The 20,850-nt window shown below is 61.4% G+C and carries 17 protein-coding genes and 1 pseudogene; 6 read left to right on the top strand and 12 right to left on the bottom strand.

Features of this window, described 5'->3' with window-relative positions; genetic code table 11:
* Window positions 1-200 precede the first annotated feature (200 nt).
* Both AXG89_RS41125 and AXG89_RS41130 read right to left on the bottom strand, forming a co-directional pair.
* Complete coding sequence (locus tag AXG89_RS41125) at window positions 201-1,175, bottom strand: PDR/VanB family oxidoreductase (protein ID WP_075357667.1); 975 nt, start codon at window positions 1,173-1,175, stop codon at window positions 201-203.
* Between the two features lie 72 nt (window positions 1,176-1,247).
* Window positions 1,248-2,789 (bottom strand): Rieske 2Fe-2S domain-containing protein, encoded by a 1,542-nt coding sequence (locus tag AXG89_RS41130; protein ID WP_075357425.1) that lies wholly within the window; start codon window positions 2,787-2,789, stop codon window positions 1,248-1,250.
* Window positions 2,790-3,009: 220 nt separating this feature from the next.
* On the opposite strand from AXG89_RS41130, the gene AXG89_RS41135 reads away from it, so the two are divergent.
* On the top strand, window positions 3,010-3,708 hold the full coding sequence (locus AXG89_RS41135) for a GntR family transcriptional regulator (RefSeq protein ID WP_062001677.1): 699 nt from the start codon (window positions 3,010-3,012) through the stop codon (window positions 3,706-3,708).
* Here AXG89_RS41135 and AXG89_RS41140 read toward each other — a convergent pair.
* Entirely contained in the window at window positions 3,693-5,054 is a 1,362-nt protein-coding gene (locus AXG89_RS41140) for an MFS transporter (protein WP_075357424.1), read from the bottom strand. The two genes, AXG89_RS41135 and AXG89_RS41140, sit on opposite strands and share 16 nt — an antisense overlap.
* A gap of 91 nt (window positions 5,055-5,145) precedes the next feature.
* Window positions 5,146-5,997, bottom strand: coding sequence for a class II aldolase/adducin family protein (locus tag AXG89_RS41145; RefSeq protein WP_062001675.1), 852 nt, complete (start codon window positions 5,995-5,997; stop codon window positions 5,146-5,148).
* A 148-nt stretch (window positions 5,998-6,145) separates the two neighbouring features.
* Between AXG89_RS41145 and AXG89_RS41150 the strand changes: the two genes are divergently transcribed.
* The gene (locus tag AXG89_RS41150; protein ID WP_075357423.1) at window positions 6,146-7,057 is read left to right on the top strand and encodes a LysR substrate-binding domain-containing protein; all 912 of its coding nucleotides are present in this window, start codon (window positions 6,146-6,148) and stop codon (window positions 7,055-7,057) included.
* 19 nt (window positions 7,058-7,076) lie between these two features.
* On the opposite strand, the gene AXG89_RS41155 is transcribed toward AXG89_RS41150, so the two are convergent.
* The gene (locus AXG89_RS41155; RefSeq protein ID WP_075357422.1) at window positions 7,077-7,604 is read right to left on the bottom strand and encodes a GNAT family N-acetyltransferase; all 528 of its coding nucleotides are present in this window, start codon (window positions 7,602-7,604) and stop codon (window positions 7,077-7,079) included.
* 306 nt (window positions 7,605-7,910) lie between these two features.
* Between AXG89_RS41155 and AXG89_RS41160 the strand changes: the two genes are divergently transcribed.
* Complete coding sequence (locus AXG89_RS41160) at window positions 7,911-8,882, top strand: ABC transporter substrate-binding protein (protein ID WP_075357421.1); 972 nt, start codon at window positions 7,911-7,913, stop codon at window positions 8,880-8,882.
* 48 nt (window positions 8,883-8,930) lie between these two features.
* On the opposite strand, the gene AXG89_RS41165 is transcribed toward AXG89_RS41160, so the two are convergent.
* The 6 genes from AXG89_RS41165 to uxuA form a co-directional block, all read right to left on the bottom strand.
* The gene (locus AXG89_RS41165; RefSeq protein ID WP_075357420.1) at window positions 8,931-9,839 is read right to left on the bottom strand and encodes an SMP-30/gluconolactonase/LRE family protein; all 909 of its coding nucleotides are present in this window, start codon (window positions 9,837-9,839) and stop codon (window positions 8,931-8,933) included.
* A 27-nt stretch (window positions 9,840-9,866) separates the two neighbouring features.
* Window positions 9,867-10,880, bottom strand: coding sequence for an ABC transporter permease (locus AXG89_RS41170; RefSeq protein ID WP_083637551.1), 1,014 nt, complete (start codon window positions 10,878-10,880; stop codon window positions 9,867-9,869).
* A complete protein-coding gene (locus AXG89_RS41175; RefSeq protein WP_062001669.1) occupies window positions 10,877-11,812 on the bottom strand; it encodes an ABC transporter permease in 936 nt (311 codons plus the stop codon). Before AXG89_RS41175 ends, AXG89_RS41170 begins: the two co-directional genes overlap by 4 nt.
* Window positions 11,809-13,311: a sugar ABC transporter ATP-binding protein gene (locus AXG89_RS41180; protein ID WP_075357419.1), complete on the bottom strand. Its 1,503-nt coding sequence runs from the start codon at window positions 13,309-13,311 to the stop codon at window positions 11,809-11,811. The genes AXG89_RS41175 and AXG89_RS41180 overlap by 4 nt, the downstream gene beginning before the upstream one ends.
* A 61-nt stretch (window positions 13,312-13,372) precedes the next feature.
* Window positions 13,373-14,419, bottom strand: coding sequence for an ABC transporter substrate-binding protein (locus AXG89_RS41185; RefSeq protein WP_062001667.1), 1,047 nt, complete (start codon window positions 14,417-14,419; stop codon window positions 13,373-13,375).
* A gap of 77 nt (window positions 14,420-14,496) precedes the next feature.
* Window positions 14,497-15,546, bottom strand: coding sequence for a mannonate dehydratase (gene uxuA / locus AXG89_RS41190; protein ID WP_062001666.1), 1,050 nt, complete (start codon window positions 15,544-15,546; stop codon window positions 14,497-14,499).
* Between the two features lie 152 nt (window positions 15,547-15,698).
* On the opposite strand from uxuA, the gene AXG89_RS41195 reads away from it, so the two are divergent.
* The 3 genes and pseudogenes from AXG89_RS41195 to AXG89_RS41205 all read left to right on the top strand — a co-directional run bounded on the left by AXG89_RS41195 (window position 15,699) and on the right by AXG89_RS41205 (window position 19,938).
* Window positions 15,699-16,409 carry a FadR/GntR family transcriptional regulator gene (locus AXG89_RS41195; protein ID WP_075357418.1) on the top strand — a complete coding sequence of 237 codons (711 nt, stop codon included), beginning with the start codon at window positions 15,699-15,701 and terminating at the stop codon, window positions 16,407-16,409.
* 195 nt (window positions 16,410-16,604) lie between these two features.
* Window positions 16,605-17,332, top strand: a pseudogene (locus AXG89_RS41200) (hypothetical protein).
* Between the two features lie 341 nt (window positions 17,333-17,673).
* Window positions 17,674-19,938, top strand: coding sequence for a two-partner secretion domain-containing protein (locus AXG89_RS41205; protein ID WP_075357416.1), 2,265 nt, complete (start codon window positions 17,674-17,676; stop codon window positions 19,936-19,938).
* A 26-nt stretch (window positions 19,939-19,964) separates the two neighbouring features.
* Here AXG89_RS41205 and yghU read toward each other — a convergent pair whose 3' ends face one another.
* On the bottom strand, window positions 19,965-20,837 hold the full coding sequence (gene yghU, locus AXG89_RS41210; RefSeq protein ID WP_075357665.1) for a glutathione-dependent disulfide-bond oxidoreductase: 873 nt from the start codon (window positions 20,835-20,837) through the stop codon (window positions 19,965-19,967).
* Window positions 20,838-20,850 lie beyond the last annotated feature (13 nt).

Consider the following 20,850-nt stretch of genomic DNA (forward strand, 5'->3'; position numbering starts at 1 on the left):
CTCTCGGCACTCTCACTCTTACGACAAGGCAGCAGCAACGGCATCGAGATCATCTACGCCTGATCCCGATGCTCGTCATCAGACCTGACAAGCGACCAGCCGGAATCACCAATCAACTGGGCATTGCCGAACGACATTCGTCTGATCACCCGGCGAATCCAGCTCAAGAACATGATGTCTCCGCCGTGGCGAATTCGTTTCTATAGATCGAGCACAAGTTCCCTGCTCGTTGCCCTCGATACACACGCGGTCAGGTATACGCGCTTTTCGTCGTCGCCGAGAATGCAGTCGTTGTGCTCGACTTCGCCCGACAAGTACCGCACCTTGCACGTGCCGCACAAACCCGCGCGGCACGATGTCTCTATCGGCACGCCGGCTTCGTCAAGTGCGTCGGCAATGCTCTGGTCGGCTGTGACCGGAATCATCTGCCCGGTGCTCGCAATCTTCACGATGAACTCGCCCACCGCGCCCGCAACCTCCTGACTCAAGTCCCGCTCGGGCGCCTTGAAGTGTTCGAAGTGAACCGTGCCCGACGGCCAATGTTGCGCCGCGGCCGCGCACGCCTTCATGAATCCGGCAGGGCCGCAGTAATACAGGTGGGTATCGGCGGCAGGTTCGCGCAACAGTTCGCCGATGTTCAATCCCGCCGATGGGTCGCCGTTGTCGAAATGAAAATGCAACCGGCCTGCGGTCTTGATGCTTGCCAGTTCATCGGTGAATGCCGTGCAGCGCGCGTCCTTCGCGCAGTAATGCATCTCGTAGTCGATACCGGCTTCCTCTAGCCGGTGCGCCATCGCTTTGAGAGGCGTCACGCCGATACCACCGGCCAGCAGCACGACCTTCTTGGCGTCGGCGGCGAGTTCGAAGTTGTTGCGCGGCGCGCTGACCTTCACGCGATCCTGAACGCGCAGCGTGTCGTGCACGGCTTTTGATCCGCCGCGCCCGGCTTCATCGCGCAGCACGGCGATCACGTAGCGATGCCGCTCGCTCGGTGAATTGCTGAGCGAATACTGGCGGACGGTACCGCCTTTCAGATGGATATCGATATGGGCGCCTGCCGTGAATGGCGGCAACGTGGCGCCCTCCGGATCGACGAGCTCATACGAGTTGATGCCTTTGCCTTCGAAGCGAATCTGCCGCACCATCAGGTCAAGGGGGCTGTCTGGACTTGCCATGAACATTCCTATTGTTTTCCCGGGCCGCGCGTGCAGACAAACGCTCATCGAGCACGCGCGGTCCCTTTGCCTTCACGCCTTCATCGACGCCTCGAGCGACTCGAACTTCTCGCGCACGAATTGCGCACGCTCCTCGCCCTTGAGCGCCTCGCTATCCGTCAGGATCGCGACCAGCTTCTTCGTCAGCGCGCGCCGGTTGGCGACTTCCTGCTCGACAGTCTCCGCTTCCGGCAGATCGAACACGTTGCCCGAGCAGTAGCTATTGGGCGAGCCCGCGTTCGCTCTGAACCAGTCCGCGAAATTCTCGGCCGATGCTGCCGGGTTCGTCCCGCGAACCGCATCGCGCAGCATCTTGCGGAAGAGGAAAAGACCGGCGTCGAACTTGGTCGGATTCTCGAGCGAATGCACGGCGATCGGCCGCTGGCTGATGATGGCCTCGTAATCGCCGGGCGCGTATTGCGCGTCCTTGTAGTGCTCGCGTTCACGATGATTCGTCGGGATCGGCGGCAATTCTTCGAGCTTGTATTTGCCGAAGCGCTCCGGACGCCGCATCGCAACCTGTCCTTCGAGGAAGTCGATCGACTCGTAACCGACCAGCGATTTATCGCCGATGCCGCGTGTATCGATTCCCGGACCCATCACGCGCCAGCCGATCATCTTCGAATTTTCATCATCGACGGGAACGGTCCAGCGAATGATGTGAAAGCGGCTGAAGAGCTTCTTCTTCGCGCCATCTTCCGACGTGTACGCATGCAAGCTCAGATTCGGCAATACCTGATGCTGAACGCGCACGAACATGCGGTCCTTGTCGACGCGGCGAGCACCCGCGCACGCGAGGCTGCGTCCCTGTTGCACCGGCGCGAAATGCATGTCGGGAGCAACTTCCATGGACTTGGCGCCGACCTCGTCGAAAGTCGTGCCCTGATACTTGCCGTTGACCACGTTCTTGCCTGCGTGCAGCGCGGTCGGATGATAGTTGTCGGCGGCGTTGTCCTGCACTTGCAGCCAGTTGCAATGCTGGAAATTGCTGTAGGGCACGAGTTCATCGGTCGGGGCTACCGTGAAATCGCCTTCCCATTCCGGAAACGGCGGCTCGTTGTCGGGTGGTCCCATGTAGGCAAACACGAGTCCGTGACGCTCGACGGCTTTATATGCGCCCTGCTGGATCGAACACGCGTATTTCTCGGCTTCCTTTTCTTCGCCGTTCGGAAACGGCACGTGGAGACAGGAGCCGTCGACATCGAAGACCATGCCGTGGTAACAGCACTTGATGCCATGCTCCTGGATCGCGCCATATTCCAGCGATGCCCCGCGATGCACACAATGCGCATGCAGCACGCCTACGGCGCCGCTGCCATCGCGGAATGCGACCAGTTCTTCGCCGAGGATCTTCAGGAAGCGCGGGGTATCGGTGAGCTCGATGGCCATGCACACCGGATGCCAGAACGCGCGCATGTATTCGCCCATCGGCGTGCCGGGGCCGGTTTCGGTCAGTTCGGGATCGTGACCCGGAACCTTGTTGGTGTAGTAACCGCCGAAGGGCACCAGTTTCTTCTGGACCGCGCCGCCAGCGCTGCTTTTCTGCCCTTCCGCCTTTTCTGACTTGATGTTCATGTGTGCCTCTGCTGGGTGTATCGATAAGGGGAACTGCGTTTTTGTCATATTTTTAAGATCGGTTTCTGAACTCCGAACTCTGTATCCAAAGATTAGTTTCGCAATGCAGCCATGTCTCTACAGGTAAACGCTTGGGCGCAGAATTTTCCTTTCCGTTTGCACCTGCCCGACACTGCCTGTACGCTCTTGAACTCTGTATCCAGAAATTACGAGAGCAATCATGGCCGCCAAACTTCTGAAGCTCCAGGCACGCACCGACTATGTCGATGAAGTCTACAAAGTGCTGCTCGACGCCATCAGCGAAGGCTCCCTCGCGCCCGGCGCACGCATCACACAGGAAGAGATCGCGGAGCAACTGGCGGTATCGCGTTCACCGGTGCTGCAGGCGCTGCGCCTGCTGAAAAAAGACGGTCTCGTGCAGGACGCGCCAGGGCGCGGCCTGCTCGTCGCGCCGCTAGACGCCACCTGGATCGCGCATCTCTACGAGATCCGCGGCGCGCTCGACTCGCTCGCGGCGAGCCTTGCGGCGCAACGCGGCGCGGTGCTCGACAAGACGCTGATCTCGAAGGGCCGGCGTGCATCGAAAGGTGACGACGTCAAAGCCATGATCGATGCGGACTGGGCCTTCCACTCCGCCATCTACCGCGCTTCGGGCAATCCGCTGATCGAACAGACTGCGCATCTCCACTGGGTTCACTTGCGCCGCGTGATGGGCGCGGTGCTGCAGTCGTCGGCGCAACGCAAATCCATCTGGGACGAACACGCGGCGATCTTCGACGCGATCACCGCCGGCGACGCAGCCGCCGCCGTCGAACTGACCAATCTGCACACGCACCGCGCCCGCGAAAACCTCGTCAGGCGCCTGGGCGAAGTGCTGGCCGACGACGCCGGCAACGCGTCCGCTCATGTTCGCGTCTGAGGACTGGCATCGAGCACCGGTCGAGCGCTCGGCGGCGTTTCCCGCCGGCGAACGTTCACCAGTTTTGCGGGCACCGTGAAGACCAGCACACTGCCTATCACGAGACTCACCGCGAGTCCCAGCACGCCATTGCCGGTCGATCCCGTCGCGGTCTGGATCAGCCCGATCACATAGGGACTGACGACGCCCGAGATGCTGCCTACCGAGTTCGCAACGGCAAGTCCCGCCGCCGCTGCCGCGCCGCTGAGGATGGCCGGCGGCAGTACCCAGAATTGCGAGATCGTGGTCATGACGCCCATGGTCCCGATGGTCAGCGCGACCATCGCGATCGGCGTGGAATGGGCGTAGGACACGCTGAAGTACAAACCTGCCGCACCGATGATCCCCGGCAAAGCAAGATGCCAGCGGCGCTCGCCGCGCAGGTCGGATGAATGGCTGACCAGCACCATCGCGATTGCTGCCGCGGCGTAGGGGATGGCGCTCAACAATCCGATATCCAGCGTGTTCTGCACGCCGCTCGCCTTGATCAGCGTGGGCAACCAGAAGCTCACGCCGTAGAGGCCCATCGTGAAGAAGAAGTAGATGAGGCTTAGCAGCAGGACCTTCGGATGCATCAGGCCGTCTTTCACCGAATGCAGCAGATCAGGCGAGCGTTCTTCATTCAGCGCGCGTTCCAGAAATGCGCGTTGCGGCGCGCTGAGCCAGCGGGCGTCGCTGACTTTATCGTTGAGATAGAAGAGTGCGATGAGACCAAGCAAGGCCGTGGGGATGCCTTCGAGAACGAACAGCCATTGCCAGCCTGCAAGAGCGTGGAGGCCGCCCATGTGAGTCATGATCCAGCCCGAAAGCGGACCGCCGACAACGCCGGACATCGGAATGCCGGTCATGAACAGCGCGGTCACCTTGCTGCGCCGCGATGCCGGAAACCAGTAGGTCAGATAGAACAGGATGGCCGGAATGAACCCCGCTTCGGCCACGCCCAGCAGAAAGCGCATGATGTAGAAGCTCATGGGCGTGGTCACGAACATCATGCCCGCCGAGATGATGCCCCACGTGATCATGATCCGTGCGATCCATCGGCGCGCGCCGACGCGAAGCAAGAGCAGATTGCTCGGCACCTCGAACAGCAGATAACCCACGAAGAAAACACCCGCACCGGCGCCGTAGACGGCGTCGCTGAAATTCAGGTCCTTGAGCATCTGCAGCTTTGCAAAGGCAACGTTGATGCGGTCCAGATACGCGCAGAGATAGCAGAGAAACAGGAATGGCAATAGTCGCCACGTGATCTTCGCAAACGTGGCGGCTTCGTCGCGTTTGCTGAGGGAAACCTTACTGGCGGGAATCATGCTTGTCTCCTGGGGGCGGATTGGAGCGGGACGCCGGCCGTTCTAGGTGGCCGTGTCGTCCTGCACTTCTTGTGCTGAAGCTTGATACGGGTCAGTCGAACATGTCCGGCTGGGTTGCCACGAGGTCGTTCCAGATCGTCTGGAAATGCAGCCAGCCGATGTACTCGCTGCCCACGTGTTCGCGGCTATAGCGCGCCCGGTCCGGCGTGACGAGCTTCGGCGTGATGCCGGTTGCATCGATCAGAAGCTGCTGCTGGCAGCAGCGTTCCAGCGCGATAAACCAGAAGGCCGCAGCTTCTATGCTGTGCCGGCTTGCCGTCAGCAAACCGTGGTTCTGGTGAATTGCCGCCTTCACGCCCTTGAACGCGTTTGCCACCTTGTGGCCCGCCTTTTTCTCCACCGCGACTTGTCCGGCTTCATCGCCGATCACGACGTGGTCCTCGAAGAACGCAGCCGCGTCCTGCGTGATCGGCTCGAGCTTCTTGCCGAGAGAGGCGTAGGCCGTGCCGTAGACCGTGTGCGCATGGCACATTGCCACGATGTCCTGATGCATCTCGTGCACTGCTGCGTGCAGGACGAAGCCAGCACGGTTGATCGCATGATTGCCCTCCACCACGCGCCCTTCATGGTCCGCGCAGATCAGGTTCGAGACCTTCACTTGCGAGAAGTGGATGGCCATCGGATTGGTCCAGTACAGGCCTGGATTTTCCGGATCGCGCACCGTCAGATGCCCGGCGAACCCATAGTCGAAGCCCTGCAGCGCGAATGCCCTGCATGCGCCGACAAGTCGCTCCTTCAAATGTTGCCGATGCGCCGCCGGGTCCGAAAACACGGGCAAGTCCGGGAAGATCAGACCCTCTTGTTCCGGCTGATAGATCGATACCTTGCCGTCCTTCACGATCTTTTCCACGACTTCCGAACCCGCTTCCATGACTGCCGCCATTTGCTTTCTCCTGTTGAATCATCAAGTTGCTTTACAGGGTTCTACTGTCGGCTTTGCAGCAGTTGTTGACAAACGATGACTGTTCATACAAAGATGAACCCCATTCATGTATCGATTAAAACCATTACAAAATTGGAGACGCCCAGGCATGCGACGCATCCCCAATTTCGTGCTGCTGCGCGCGTTCGAAGCAGCGGCACGGCTTGAAAGCTTCACGCTTGCTGCAGAGGAATTGCATCTCACGCAATCGGCCATCAGCCATCAGGTGAAGGAACTGGAAGCCTATTTCGGCGTGCCGCTGTTTCACCGGCGAAACCGCCGGGTCGAGACGACGGCGGAAGGACGGCGTCTGTTCGACAGCCTCGGCCGCGTGTTCGATGTCATTGAAAACGCCTGCAGCGAAGTTGCGCTCGCGCCCCAGGCGCAGGTGCTCGCCGTGCATTGCGCACCGAGCCTTGCTGTGAAATGGCTGGGTCCGCGCTTGCCCATGTTCATGCAGGCGCACACGGACATCACGATCAGGCTTTCTTCGGGCGCGGAGCCGGTGGACCTCACACGTCTGCATGAAGTCGATGTCGCGATCTCCTACGGCGCGGCGATCGAGCGTCCGGGATTGCAGGTCGATGCGCTCGGGGCCGAACGCATTGTTCCGATGTGCTCGCCCGCCATGGTGCGCGACGACGTATTGCTCGAGGAGCAGGCCAGGGCTTTTACGCTGATCGATTCACAATTGAGCCGGGTCACGTGGCGCGACTGGTTCGTGCTCAACGGCATGGAGTTTCCGAACAAGCCGCGGCCATCGTTCGATCGCGGTGCGCTGGCGATTTCCGCAGCGGTCGATGGCATGGGCATGGCGCTCGAAACCACGCGCCTCGCCGAGCGCGAATTTGCGCGTGGAGAACTGGTGGAGTTCGGCGCCGGGTACTTCAAGCCGTTCATGCGCGAGACGCATTTTGTATCGTTCAGGACGAGCGACAGGAACGTCGAGAAGGTCAAGACGTTCCGGGCCTGGCTGGCGGAGAAAGCGGGGATGGATGGGCAGTCGGTGACAGGCGGTTGAGACGAATGAGCCCCTTCGCTCAAACGTGCTTGTAATAGAAGGTCGTGCTGCAAAACGCGCCGTCCGGCATCAGCGCGTACTTCGGCACAACGCCAACGCGCTGCCAGCCTGCCCGCGCGTAGAGCCGCTCGGCATCGCCGCCGGTGACCGTATCGAGCACGAGCACCGACTTGCCTTCCTCACGCGCGGTTTCTTCGACAGCCGTCATGAGCTGTTGCGCAATGCCTCTGCGGCGACCCATGCGATGCACCAGCATCTTGGCAATATCCGCGCGATGCGGCTGGTTGTCCGGCTGCGCCATGATGAGTTGCACGGTGCCGAGAATGCGTCCCTCGCGATCTTCTGCGACGAGCAGCGCTCGCTCTGCGCGCACTACGGCTTCGCCCACGCTGCGCCAAAATGCAACGGCCTTCTCGCGCGACAGCGGCAGCATGAAACTGACCGAGGCGCCCCCTTCCACGCAATCGATCAGCACGTCGGCCAATGCTTCCACACAGGACATTGCTTCATGGGCGCCGATGCGTCGTACGCTCACGTCCTCGAACATAGGTTTCTCCAGGTGTTGGTGAAGGGGAAATGTTGCCAGCGCCAAAAATTTTCCGGTAATGAACGTCCGTTGTTTTCTTAGGATACGGTCGTGCAGGCGAACACGCGTTGAAAGATCAGCGATTGCCCTGCAACAAGCCACTGCTGTGCACTCAATTCCGGCAAAATGACACGGTGGCGAGCGCAGCTCGAACCATTGGCGCGCTCGAATCACATCACTAACGATAGGAGACAGCACGTGCAATCAGGCAGACCAGCTTGGAGGGTTCTCAGCGGTGCGGTTTTTGCGGCGTTCGCATTCTCGGCAGTGTCGCCGGCATCGGCGCAAGTGGCAACGGGCGATACATCCGCGCAAAAAATCGCGTTATCGAACAACTATGCGGGCAACAGTTGGCGTCAGATGATGCTCAAGAGCTGGTCCAACGTCGCAGACGCAGCGGTCAAGCAAAAGGTCGTCGCGGCCGCCCCCACCTTCACCACGGCCGAAAGTCAGGCAACCGAACAAGTCCAGCAGATCCAGAACCTGATCCTCCAGGGCTTCAAGGCGATCGCGGTCGATGCCGTCTCGCCTACCGCGCTCAACGGCGTGATCAAGCAGGCATGCGCGGCGGGCGTGACGGTCGTGTCCTTCGATGGCATCGCTACCGAGCCTTGCGCATACCGGATCGCCGTCGACTTCCAGGGCATGGGCAAGATGCAAGTGGACTACTTGGCCAAACGTCTGAACGGCAAGGGCAACCTGCTCGAGATTCGCGGGCTCGCCGGCGTCTCGGTCGATGATGAAATTCACCGCGGCATGGTGGACGAGCTGAAGAAATATCCGAACCTGAAAATAGTCGGTTCGGTACATGGCGACTGGACACAAACCGTCGCTCAAAAACAGGTCGCCGGCATCCTGCCTACCTTGCCGCAAATCGACGGCGTGCTCACGCAAGGCGGGGATGGCTTCGGTACGGCACAGGCGCTGAAGGCCGCAGGCAGGCCGACGCCGATCATCATCCTCGGCAACCGTCAGGAAGAACTCGCGTGGTGGGCCGAACAGAAGAAGACCGGCTACGAGACGATGTCCGTCACCATTCCGCCGGGGGCATCCACGTTTGCGTTCTGGGTCACGCAGCAATTGCTGGCCGGCAAGAAAATGCCGCATGACATCCGCATGCCAGTGCTCGAAGTGAAGCCTGGAGAGCTTGACGCCGTGCTGGCAAAGACGCCGCCAGGATCGCTTGCGAACAAGGAATACACGCGCGAGGAAGTGGTGGCTGTCGTGGACGGGAAGTAGTGAACGGCAGCGCCGGCTTTGACGGGCCGGCGCTGACTTCATGCAGGCTTAGCGTGCAGCGCCCCGAACGCCTACGTGCAGCGCATAAACGGATGAAGTCGCAGTAATGAACAAGCGGTTCTTGTGCAAGCCGCCGAACGTCAGGTTCGCCACGACCTCGGGAATCAGGATCTTGCCGAGCAAGGTGCCATCCGGCGCGTAGCAATGCACCCCGTCGTCTGCGCTGGTCCAGACATTGCCGTGCTCGTCGGTTCTCAAGCCGTCGGGCACACCGGTTTCCATCGATACGAAAATGCTTCCGTTGCGCAATGCGCCGTCACTCGCGACATCGAAGACGCGGATGTGGCGTGGACCGTTCTCATCGTGGGACGCGCCGGAGTCGGCTATGTACAGACGTGACTCGTCGGGCGAAAACGCGAGTCCGTTGGGCTTGACGAAATCATCGGTGGCAAGCCGCACGTGGCCATCGTCCGGGGAGATGCAGTAGACATTGCATCGTCCAATATCGCTCGGCGCGCGGAACCCTTCGTAGTCGCTCATGATCCCGTAGTCGGGGTCCGTGAACCAGATCGCGCTGCGCGAATCCACGACCACATCGTTCGGCGAATTGAGGCGCTTGCCTTCGAAATGCGATGCGAGAACCACGACGCTGCCATCGTGTTCCGTGCGCGAGACCTGACGGCCGCCGTGTTCGCACGTCACGAGCCGCCCTTCCCGGTCACGTGTATTGCCATTGCTGTAGTTCGAATTCGAGCGATAAACCCCTACGCCCATGCCCGGCGCCCATCGCATCATGCGATTGTTCGGGATGTCGCTCCAGATCAGCAAATCGGTCGCCGGAAAATACACGGGTCCTTCGGCCCATAGGCACTCGCTGGTCAGCTTTTGCAGCGGCGCGTTGAGCTGGACCAGTGTGCGAAAGCGCGGATCGTGTACTTCAAGCTCGTCAGGTTTCATCTGCGTGTCCCTTATTGAAATGTTCGCTTAGCGCAGCGCCTTGCCGCCCGCCGCGACCGTCACGGCAATGATCAGCACTCCATACACGATCGAGCGGACACCCGCATCCGCGCCGACTGCGTTGAGCACTGCGTTCGTGAGGAACAGGAACATCGACGCGCCCCACACGCCAGCGATCGTCGGTTTTCCGCCCGTCACGAGCGTGCCGCCGATCACGACCACGGCGATCGATATCAGCATGTACTCCACGCCCATGTCGAGCGACGCGCCGCCGGACACCGCCGCAAGCAGCAGCGCCGTGAACGCCGCGATCACCGATGACAACACGTACGCAATGCAACGTGTCCAATGCACATCGACACCGGCGAGCCAGGCTGCGCGTGAGTTCTGCCCGATCGCAGACAACCTTCGTCCGTAGTTGGAACGATGCAGCAGCACGCCAAGCAAAAGCGACAACACCAGCGCCGCCAGCGCAATATACGGAACATGCGCGAAGCGACCATTCGCAAACGCGCCGAGCGCCGCGGGAGGTGGCGGAAGCTGTCGGCCTTGCGTGATCGCGAGCGACTGGATGATGAAGCTCGATGACAACGTTGCGATGATAGGCGGAATGCGCAGCAGCCGGATCAGCGCGTAGTTGGCAAGCCCGACGGCAATTCCCACGCCGACCACCGCCGCCAGACCAAGCGCAATCTGGTTGTTCGATCCGTTCATGACATGCATGCTGACCACGCCCGCAAGCGCGATGGTCGATGGCACCGACAAGTCGATGTTGCCCACGCCGGAGGTAATGACAAGCATCTGCCCGAGGCCGACCAGCACCATGAACACGCCGTAGATCAGCGCCGTCTGCGCGACGTTGCTTGCAATCGAGAAGCCGAAGATGGTGACGATCGCGAACCAGACGAGGATCGCGCCCGTGAACGACCACACCCAGGGCGCCTGGATGCCTTTGAGGCGAGTCAGTAGTCCGGCGTTCGCCGTCGAAGCCGACGGCGTTTCCTTGTCGTTATGCGCTTCGCTGGGTGTTTGCAGGCTCATTGGCGGTCTCCGCGTTGCAGCAACACACGCAGCGACAGCACCACGATCAGGATCGCGCCCTGCATGCCGACCTGCCAGTCCGAGGAGATGTTCAGGAATGCGAGGAATGATGCGGCAAGCGTCAGCGTGATGGCACCCAGCACCGCGCCGACCACCGACACGCGGCCGCCGACGAATTCGCCGCCGCCGAGGATCACAGCCGCTATGGACAACAGCGTGTATCGCAAGGCGAGATTGGCATCGGCGGAAGTGGTCAGGCCCAGGAGCGACAAGCCAGACAACACGCCGAAGAAACCCGCAATGCCGTAGAGCGTCGCCTTGCTGCGCACGAGCGACCAGCCAAACCGGCGCATTGCGCGTGGATTGCCGCCTGCGCCACGAATGCGCACGCCCGCCGACGAACGCATCAGCAACAGATGTCCGATCAACGCAATCAACGCCGACCAGACGATGGGCGCCGCAATCCACGGCGTCTGGTAGTTCATCGCCGCGCCGATCCACTCAGGGCTCGTGCCGCCCGGCGACGGCAGCAACACGATCGCGAGGCCGCTCCAGACGAACGCCAGCCCGAGCGTCACCACGATCGACGGAATCTGCCGCAACTCGATCAACGCGCCGACCGCGGCATAAGCCAGCACGCAGCCGGCCAAGGCCAGCACGCCGAGCCATGGCTGCTTGACCAGCAACGTCGCGCCGATGCAAGCGACGAGACTCACGAAGGGTCCTATCGACAAATCCAGGTCGTTGACCGTGATGATCGCGAGTTGCGCGAGCGTCGCAAGAACGATCGGTACGGCAAGGTTCAGCAGCAGGCTCGAACCGAAGTAGCTCAGCGTGGCTGGCTGCAGGAACAGGATGGGCACGAGCACGGCGACCAGCGAAATGGCCGGCAGCAGCGCGCGCAATCGCGCCTGGGTGATCGCAAACGTCATGCGGCTTGCTCCTCGAAACTGGCGGCCAGCAGCGCTTCTTCCGTGCATTCGTCGGCGTGGAGCACGCGTGTGACGGATGCCGAGCGAAACACGTAGGTCCGGTCGCAATGCGACAGTTCTTCGTTCTCGGTCGTGTACCAGATGAAGGTACGGCCTTTCGCGGCTTCGTCGCGTACGAGCTGGTAGATGTCGCGCTTGGTGCCGACGTCGACACCCCGGGTGGGATCGTCCATCAGGATCAGGTCGGCATCCGACGCCAGCGCCCGTGCGAACAGCACCTTTTGCTGGTTGCCGCCGGAGAGCGAGAGAATGCCGGCGTTCATGGATGCGCCCCGGATACCGATCTTCACGCGCCACGCTTCCACGACCGCGCGAGCGGCGGCAAAGTCGACCAGCCCGAAACCCGGCCGGCGTCTGGTTCCCGTTGCCGTGCCGCCGCTCAGCCAGCGCAAATCGAGATTCTGCGCGATCGACCAAACGGGGAATATGCCGTCGCGTCCTCGATCGCCGGCCACGAACGCCACCTTTGCGTGGCCCGCTCCGCGGCTCGTCGCCGCTTCGTAGATGGCAAGCAGCGCTTCAGTCTGTCCCTGCCCCGCGAGCCCGGCAAAACCAATCACCTCGCCGTGCGACGCATCGATCTTCGTGCGGCGTCCGGAGCCGAGCGTCCACTGATATTGCGGACCGGCCGCGCGTTCTACGCGTGCGCGCAAGGCGTCGGGCGTCTTATCGGCTTCGAGGTGCTGGCCCATGGCGGTGATGATCGTTTCGCGGCTGAGATTCTCACGCCCGAGCACGCTCACGATACTGCCGTCGCGCATCACCATCACGCGGTCTGCAACCCGCTGTATTTCGCCGAGCATGTGGGTGATCAGCAGGCACGTGATGCCGCGCTCCGCCGCCTTGCGCACGAAGGCGAGCAACTGTTCGGCGGTGTGTGCGTCGAGCGAGGACGTGGGTTCGTCGAGAATCACGAGGCGCACCGGGGCGTCGGTGACGGTAAAGGCGCGTGCAATCTCGACCATCTGCCGTTGCGTCAAGGTGAGATCGGACACGAGCTCTGTGCCGACCAGACCGTTGCCGGGAAAGATTTCTTCGAGCTTCTCGCGCATGAGCGCAGTCGCCTGACGCCGCCAGCCTCGCCCACGCAATTGCGGATGCACGATGCACATGTTCTCCGCAATGCTCAGGTTCGCGCACAGCGACAACTCCTGGAACACGCAGCGCACGCCCGCGTGGCGCGCGACGTTGGCGTCATAGCGCGGCGATGGCGCGCCATCGACTTCGATCTTCCCTTGCGTCGGCTCGAATACGCCGGCAAGCACGGCCATGAGCGTGGATTTTCCGGCGCCGTTATGCCCCGCTATCCCCACGCATTCGCCCTGCAAGAAGCTGAAATCGATGTCGGTCAGCGCGCGAACGCGGCCAAACGTCTTGCTGATTCCGTGAAAGCGGATCAGTGCCTGGCCGCCTGTCTCTGCCATTTTTATTTCGCCCATTCACATGCTCCGCGTGTCTGGTTACGACATGACGCGCCCGCCGCAGGCAGGCGCGTTCAGCTTACTTCTTGTCGAGCAGCGCGACGGTCTGCGGCAACGTGTAGGTCACGTCGCTGATGCCGCCTTGCGGTGTCGCCTGCAGCTTCGCCTGCAACTGTTCCTGGGAGATCTCGAGAAGCGGCACGTTGATGGTCACGTCCTTCGGGATCTTCTTGCCGGCCAGCACCTGCTGCGCCACCCAGAATGCAAACGATACGGCGCCCGGCGGATTGGACAGCGAACGCGACTGGTAGCCGTTTTTCGACTGTTCGTTCCACCAGTTGAGCTCTGCATACGTGCTGCCGATGATCATCGCTGGAACCGGACGGTTGGCGGCCTTGAAAGCCTGCGCAATGCCGAACGACATCTCACCTTCGGTCGCCACGCCATCGACTTGCGGCAGTGTAGGCAAAATGCCGGCCACGGCTTTCTGCGCGACGGATTGTGTCCAGTCGCCGTTCACAGATCCGACCAGCTTCAACCCCGGATACTTCTTCAGTCCCGCGAGCACGCCTTCGTGCATGAGGTTATCCACGGATATACCCGCCACACCCCGCACTTCCAGGATATTGCCCTTGCCGTTAAGCCGCTTCGCGAGATAGTCGACACCCGCTTCACCCCAGCCCTTGAAATCGAAGTTGACACGATAAGCGCAAGGTTCATCGACAATGCCATCGAACGACACCACGACCACGCCGGCCGCGCACGCTTTCTTGATGGTTCCGTTGAGCGCGGTGGGCGAGACCGCGTCGATCACGATCGCGTTATAGCCCTGGAGAATCAGGTTCTGAACCTGCTGGGCTTGTTCGGTAACCTGGTTCTCAGCGGTGGTGAAGGCCGGCGCGGCGGCAACCTTCTTGTCCTGCACCGCCGCCGTCGATACCGCGCCCCAGCTCTTGAGCATCGACTGCCGCCAGGCGTTGCCCGCGAAGCTGTTGGACAGCGCAATCTTTTTCTGCGATGTATCGCCGGTCGCCACTTGCGCGTGCGCCGCCGAGCTCATGCACGTCGCAACGGACGCGACCGCCAGCGCAACCGCGCCGAACCGCTGTTTTCCTGAACCGATCATCGATTTTGTCTCCTGTTATCACAGCGTTTTTGATTTTGATGCTGCGTGCGTCATGCGCTACGGTCTTGCGTGTTCTGCTAAGCCACTCCCTTCGCTCGGCGAATGCCTTCCCACAGTCCGTTCAGATAAACCGCGCCGAGCGCCCGGTCGTAGAGGCCGTAACCCGGCTTGCCCGTCTCGCCCCAGATCATGCGGCCGTGGTCAGGGCGGATATACCCGGTGTAATCGGCATCACTATAAGCCTGCATGATCGCCGCCATGTCGAGCGAACCATCCGCTGAACGATGCGCCGTCTCGTGGAAGTCGCCCTTGTCGTTCACCTTGACGTTGCGCATGTGCGCGAACGGAATGCGGCCGCGCGCCGTGAATTCCCGGACCATCGCGGCGACGTCGTTGGCGGTGTCCGCGCCAAGCGAGCCCGAGCATAACGTGAGCGCGTTCGCGGGACTATCGACAATAGCGAGCACGCGCTCCAGGTCTTCCCGATTCTTGACGATGCGCGGCAGGCCAAAGATGGGCCGCGGCGGATCATCGGGATGGATCGCCATCCGGATTCCCGCCTCTTCCGCCACCGGAATGATGCGCTGCAAGAAGTATTCGAGATTTTCCCAGAGACGGGCTTCGTCGCACGAGGCGTATTCGGCCAGCAGCGCGCGCAGCTGGCCCGCGTCGTAGCTCGTATCCCAGCCGGGCAACTGGATGCCATCGTCGGGATTGATGTTCGCGACTGTATCGACGTCGAAAGCAAGCGTGGTCGAGCCATCGGGCAGACGCTTTTCAAGCGTGGTCCGCGTCCAGTCGAACACCGGCATGAAGTTGTAGCAGACGACCTTGATGCCGGCCGCGCCGAGATGGCGCAGCGTCTGCGCGTAATTCGCTATCAATGCGTCGCGCGATGGCTTGCCGAGCTTGATGTCCTCGTGCACCGGCACGCTTTCGATCACATCGAGCGCCAGACCCGCAGCATGAACGGTGTCACGCAACTCGGTGATCTTCGCGAGTGGCCAGGTCTCGCCCACGGGCACGTCGTAGATGGCGGAAACAATGCCGTACATGCCGGGGATCTGGCGGATATAGGCAAGCGTCACCGGATCGTCAGGGCCGAACCACCGAAAAGTCATCTTCATGTCTGGTCTTCCGGGAATGCAACGTGAACACTCGAAATGCTATGCTCGCGGACGGTGCGTTGGTCAGGTGGTCAGGTGGTCAGGCCACTCGACCGCCGAGGCAGTATAGCGACTCGCTTTTGAGCGCGCAATTCAATTGATGGAGTGACGTGATGGACCTGCCGAATCTCAAAGCGGAGCGCTTGTACCAGAAGATTTCGGCGCTGCTGACCGGGCTGATCAAGGACGGCACATTCGCACAAGGAGTGGCCTTACCAGCGGAGCGCGAACTCGCGAAGCAGCTCGGCGTTGGCCGCTCGTCGGTGCGCGAGGCACTGATTGCGCTCGAGATAGCGGGCTGGGTCGAGATCCGCACGGGCACCGGCGTGTTCGTCCGCCAGCCCGATGCGACCCGCGCCGAACCCGCGGCGGCCGATGCAGAGTTCAGCGCGGCCGACCTGTTGGCGGCACGCGCGGTGATCGAAGGCGAGATCGCGGCGCTCGCGGCGAAGAACGGCACGGATGTGCAACGCGAGGCGCTGACGCGAAACATCAACATGCTGGAAGCGCAGTCAGTCAACAACGCCGCGTTCCTGGATGAAGACAAGCGTTTCCACCTGCTCATCAGCGAGATGACCGGCAACGCGGTGCTGACAGAAGTCATGACTGTCCTCTGGAACAAACGCTACAGCCCCATGTTCACGCACCTCGAAACCTTCTACGCCGACAAGCACATCCCCGCCGCCATGAACGCGGATCACAGGAAGATCGGCGAGGCAATCCTGAATCGCGATGCGCGCGCCGCTAAGAACGCAATGCGCGCGCATCTTCGCCACGTGCATCACAAACTTTTCGCGGACTCGCCGGATGGAGATGCCGCTTAGAGACTCAGGAACAGGCGACATCGATAACCGGAGCAGCGAACGCTTTCGGCGATGCTGACAACAGCAGCAACGATCATCGATCGAATGACTTTCATGATCTTCAATTATTCCAGCAACTGCGGCTTGTGAAACGCTGTATAACGCCCGGCGCGGCAGATGCAGTGGCATACAATTCGATGGATTTACAATGCCCGGATGAACCACATCACCCGAAAACAGCGGCTCACATCCTGGTTCTGGAGCGACGAGGTCATCCGCAGCCGGTATGTGAGTGACGTCGTGCTGACAAGCACCGTCGAGATACCCGCGCCGCCTCCGCGCCTTGTTGCCGATTGGGAAAGGGAGATAGCGACGCGCCTGATCCTGGAACCCGGGGACGTCGAGGAGATGCCGTTAGCGCGGGCCCGCGCAAGGTGGCCGGAGTACAGGCAGTGCGTGCAGGCAGTCGCCGACTGGACCGGCGTGCAAGGACTGCCTGGGGTGCTTGCTGCAAGCGACGTAGCCCTCATGGCCTGCCGCGGCGCACGCTACCACCACGATGGCGAGCAATATGGCAGCGCGGTCTTCTGCAATCTTTTCGTGAGCGACGACAAGGGTCTGGATCTGCATTTCCCGTCAGTGGATCTTCGAATCCCGCTGACCCAGGGCACGTCGTGATCTTTGATACGTGCCAGCCTCACGGCGTCATCCAGCGCCGTAGCAGCGGTTTCGACAACGCCGACTTCCCGGCAGAACAAGACTTCACCCAACTGTTCCTGACATGGGAGCTTCCTGTTGAAGACGAACACGTGACCCGTGCTCTCAACGTGGTATTCGACATCGCTCCATCGACTTCGAAGCATCCCGACGAAGAACAAGTCTGGCTGAACGGAGCAAGCGTTGCGCTGTGCCCCAATTCCGGCCAATGGGTCGAGGCTCAATAAATCGCCTCACGACGATCACAATCAGGTGATCAACCAAATCGGTCAAGATTTCAAGACTTTCGGCCCTTGCAAAATCGTCAGCCTGCTTTCGTTTACTCTTCGCGAGGGCTGCAGATCAACATCACGCAAGCCGTGAAACTTCGATCATTCGAGCCAATGCAGCGTGCAGCCGTGGATTACCGACGCCCGCACGACACAGCGCCTTTTGCAGCACAACACCAGATGCGTTCTCCGGGCTTTTCAGCCAGGCGGATGAGTGTGTCCGCGTGTTTGAAACATCGAATGAGCCACGCGTCCCGCGTTGCGGTCAGCGTGTTCCCGGCACTCTAATCGGAGACGTCATGGCGCGTCTTTTATCTTTGAAACTGGCTACCGCTCCCGGGCGCTTGCGGCCTTTGCCGCTCGCGCTGTGTGTATCCGCGGGACTGAGCGTTTTATATATTCCCGTGGCCTACGCGGCCGGACCGCTGCCGAACGGCGGCCAGTTCGTGGCGGGCAGCGGCACGATCAGCAGCAGCGCAAATGCGGTCACGATCACGCAGGCCGGCGGATCGCGCACAGTCATCGACTGGAACAGCTTTTCTATTGGCAACGGCAACAAGGTCAAATTCGATAACGGCAACGGCGCGACCCTGAACCGCGTGACTGGCGGCAACCAGTCGGTGATCCTCGGCACGCTCAGCGCAACCGGCAGCGTGTACCTGATCAACCCGCAAGGCATTCTTGTGGGCCAGAACGGCGTGATCAGTACGGGCGGCCGCTTTGTCGGGTCGACGCTGGACACGACTAACGCCGCGTTCATGCAAGGCGGCGCGCTGACGCTGTCAGGCACATCGAACGCAAGCGTGATCAACCTGGGCAAGATTGCATCGAGCGGCGGCGATGTCTTCCTGATCGCGCGAAGCGACGTGACGAACCAGGGCACGATAAGCGCGCCGGAAGGCACGGCCGAACTCGCCGCCGGCGCGCAGGTTCTGCTGCAGGATTCATCGACTGGCAAGCAGACGTTCGTGCAAACGGGCAGCGGCGGCACGGTCATCAACAGCGGCACGGTGCGCGCGGCCCAGGTGAATCTGGAAGCAGCGGACGGCAACGTCTATGCGCTCGCGGGCAACCATAGCGTGATCCGCGCGACCGGCACTGCCACGCGCGATGGCCATGTATGGCTCGTCGCCGATACCGGCACCGTGCGCCAGACCGGCACCGTTCGCGCGGCAAATGCAGACGGCACGGGCGGCACAGTCGACACAACTGCGCAAACGTTGTCCTTCGGCAATGCCGATTCAAGCAGTCCGGCCGTCGTGGCGGCCCAGTGGAATGTCACGACGCCGGCCTTCACCGCAGGCGATGCCGCCGCCGGCGCGCTGTCGCGCAGCCTGAACAAAGGGACATCGGTGAACGTAGGTTCAGCCGGCGATATCACCGTGAACTCGGACATCCGCTGGCAAGGTCCGGCGTCGCTGACGCTCGCCGCCTACCGGACGTTGACGATCGGGCAGAACACCACTGTGAAGAACAAGGGCAGCGGCAACCTGACGCTGCGCAGCGATGCATCGGCAATCGACAACGGCGGCAGCGTGATCAACCGCGGGGTCATCGACTGGTCGGGAAGCACCGGCATTGTCAGCGCGCTTTACGACATGAACGGCAGCTACACGCCCGGCACGCTGCGCAGCAATACCGCATGGAAGGCGCCGCAATACAGCGGCCTGCTCACGCAGATCACCGCGTACAAACTCGTCAATTCGATGGCCGATCTGCAGAACGTATCGCTCGATCTCGCAGGCATCTATGCGCTCGGCAAGGATATCGATGCAGGCGGCGTCGCCTCCGCGCCGATAGGCAATCACAACACACCGTTCACCGGTCAGTTCGATGGCATGTGGCACACCATCGCCAACCTCGCGCCGCAGGTCATGGATTTTTCGACCGACCTGAACGCGGGGCTGTTTGGTGTCATCGGGCCGGCGGGCGTCGTGCGTGATGTCGGCGTCGTCACGAGCAAGGTAGGGATTTCTTACGGCGGCAGCGGACTGCTCGCCGGTGACAATCAAGGCACGATCGTCAACTCGTACACGACCGGAAGCGTCTTTGATCCGTCTCAGGACGGCAATACGTTCGGCGGACTCGCTGGCAAGAACGAAGGTCTGATCGCTCGGTCCTGGAGTGGCGCGAGCGTCTCCGGCGACAGCATCAACGGCGGACTCGTCGGCTACAACACCGGGACGATCACCCAGTCGTATGCAACCGGCGATGTCACGCCGCAGTACTCGACCGGTTCCGGTGGCGGATTCGTCGGCTTCAACGAAGGGACGATCAGCCAGTCGTTCGCCACCGGGAAAGTGGGCTTCGGCTCGCAGGGATCGGCTGGCTTTGCGTTTGTCAACAACGGAACGATTGCGCCCGATTCGTACTGGAACACGGAGACGACAACGCAAACGCAAGGCGTTCGTGCCGGCACGCAACTGCCGGCATCGAATGGACTCACCACCGCGCAGATGAGCACGGAGGCGTCGTTCGTGTCGTATGACTTCAGTCCTACCGGCGTGTGGGCATTGCCAGCAGGCGCAACGCATCCGGTGTTGCGCTGGCAAGTTGCCAACTGAAGCTGAAGCTGAGTTGAGCCGGACGCCTACTTCGCGGCGAGCTTGTCCTGCGTCTTGGTATCGAAGTCGCTCGCGTCGTGACGCTCGTGAAGTTGGCTCGATGGTTCGCCGGAAACCCGGTTGACCATCCGGCCGCGCTGCACGGTCGGACGTTCGCCTATGGCGTTGGCCCATCGCTGCACGTGCGTGTATTCCTGCACCGATAAAAACTCGCCCGCGCCGTACTGCCAGCCCTTGACCAGTCCGCCGTACCACGGCCAGATGGCGATATCGGCGATCGTGTATTCGCTGCCCGCCATGTACTCGTTGTCCGCCAGCCGTTTGTCGAGCACGTCGAGCTGACGCTTGGTTTCCATGGCGAAACGGTTGATCGCGTATTCGATCTTCGTGGGCGCGTAAGCGTAGAAATGGCCGAAACCGCCGCCCAGATACGGCGCGCTGCCCATCTGCCAGAAAAGCCACGACAGACATTCGGCGCGCGCAGCCGGCTCTGTCGGAAGGAATGCCTTGAATTTCTCGGCGAGGTACAGGAGGATCGAGCCGGACTCGAACACACGAATCGGCTCGGCGCCGCTGTGGTCCACCAGGGCGGGGATTTTCGAATTGGGGTTCGCCGCCACGAAGCCGCTGCCGAACTGGTCACCTTCGCCGATCTTGATGAGCCACGCGTCATACTCCGCGCCGCCGTGACCCAGCGCCAGCAGTTCTTCCAGCATCACGGTGACCTTCACGCCGTTCGGCGTGCCCAGCGAATAAAGCTGGAGCGGGTGCTTGCCGACCGGCAGGTCCTTGTCGTGCGTCGGCCCGGAAATCGGCCGGTTGATATTCGCGAAGTGGCCACCATTGCCTTTATTCCAGGTCCAGACTTTTGGCGGCACGTAATCGGACGAATCGCTCATGTTCAAGGCTCCT

This window comes from Burkholderia sp. PAMC 26561 (assembly GCF_001557535.2).
Taxonomy (GTDB): domain Bacteria; phylum Pseudomonadota; class Gammaproteobacteria; order Burkholderiales; family Burkholderiaceae; genus Caballeronia.

Bases quoted from the DNA above. Each gene is read 5' to 3' on its own strand.
- AXG89_RS41125 (WP_075357667.1), bottom strand. From the start codon at position 1,175: ATGGCAAGTCCAGACAGCCCCCTTGACCTGATGGTGCGGCAGATTCGC.
- AXG89_RS41130 (WP_075357425.1), bottom strand. From the start codon at position 2,789: ATGAACATCAAGTCAGAAAAGGCGGAAGGGCAGAAAAGCAGCGCTGGC.
- AXG89_RS41135 (WP_062001677.1), top strand. From the start codon at position 3,010: ATGGCCGCCAAACTTCTGAAGCTCCAGGCACGCACCGACTATGTCGAT.
- AXG89_RS41140 (WP_075357424.1), bottom strand. From the start codon at position 5,054: ATGATTCCCGCCAGTAAGGTTTCCCTCAGCAAACGCGACGAAGCCGCC.
- AXG89_RS41145 (WP_062001675.1), bottom strand. From the start codon at position 5,997: ATGGCGGCAGTCATGGAAGCGGGTTCGGAAGTCGTGGAAAAGATCGTG.
- AXG89_RS41150 (WP_075357423.1), top strand. From the start codon at position 6,146: ATGCGACGCATCCCCAATTTCGTGCTGCTGCGCGCGTTCGAAGCAGCG.
- AXG89_RS41155 (WP_075357422.1), bottom strand. From the start codon at position 7,604: ATGTTCGAGGACGTGAGCGTACGACGCATCGGCGCCCATGAAGCAATG.
- AXG89_RS41165 (WP_075357420.1), bottom strand. From the start codon at position 9,839: ATGAAACCTGACGAGCTTGAAGTACACGATCCGCGCTTTCGCACACTG.
- AXG89_RS41170 (WP_083637551.1), bottom strand. From the start codon at position 10,880: ATGAGCCTGCAAACACCCAGCGAAGCGCATAACGACAAGGAAACGCCG.
- AXG89_RS41175 (WP_062001669.1), bottom strand. From the start codon at position 11,812: ATGACGTTTGCGATCACCCAGGCGCGATTGCGCGCGCTGCTGCCGGCC.
- AXG89_RS41180 (WP_075357419.1), bottom strand. From the start codon at position 13,311: ATGGGCGAAATAAAAATGGCAGAGACAGGCGGCCAGGCACTGATCCGC.
- AXG89_RS41185 (WP_062001667.1), bottom strand. From the start codon at position 14,419: ATGATCGGTTCAGGAAAACAGCGGTTCGGCGCGGTTGCGCTGGCGGTC.
- uxuA (WP_062001666.1), bottom strand. From the start codon at position 15,546: ATGAAGATGACTTTTCGGTGGTTCGGCCCTGACGATCCGGTGACGCTT.
- AXG89_RS41195 (WP_075357418.1), top strand. From the start codon at position 15,699: ATGGACCTGCCGAATCTCAAAGCGGAGCGCTTGTACCAGAAGATTTCG.
- AXG89_RS41205 (WP_075357416.1), top strand. From the start codon at position 17,674: ATGGCGCGTCTTTTATCTTTGAAACTGGCTACCGCTCCCGGGCGCTTG.
- yghU (WP_075357665.1), bottom strand. From the start codon at position 20,837: ATGAGCGATTCGTCCGATTACGTGCCGCCAAAAGTCTGGACCTGGAAT.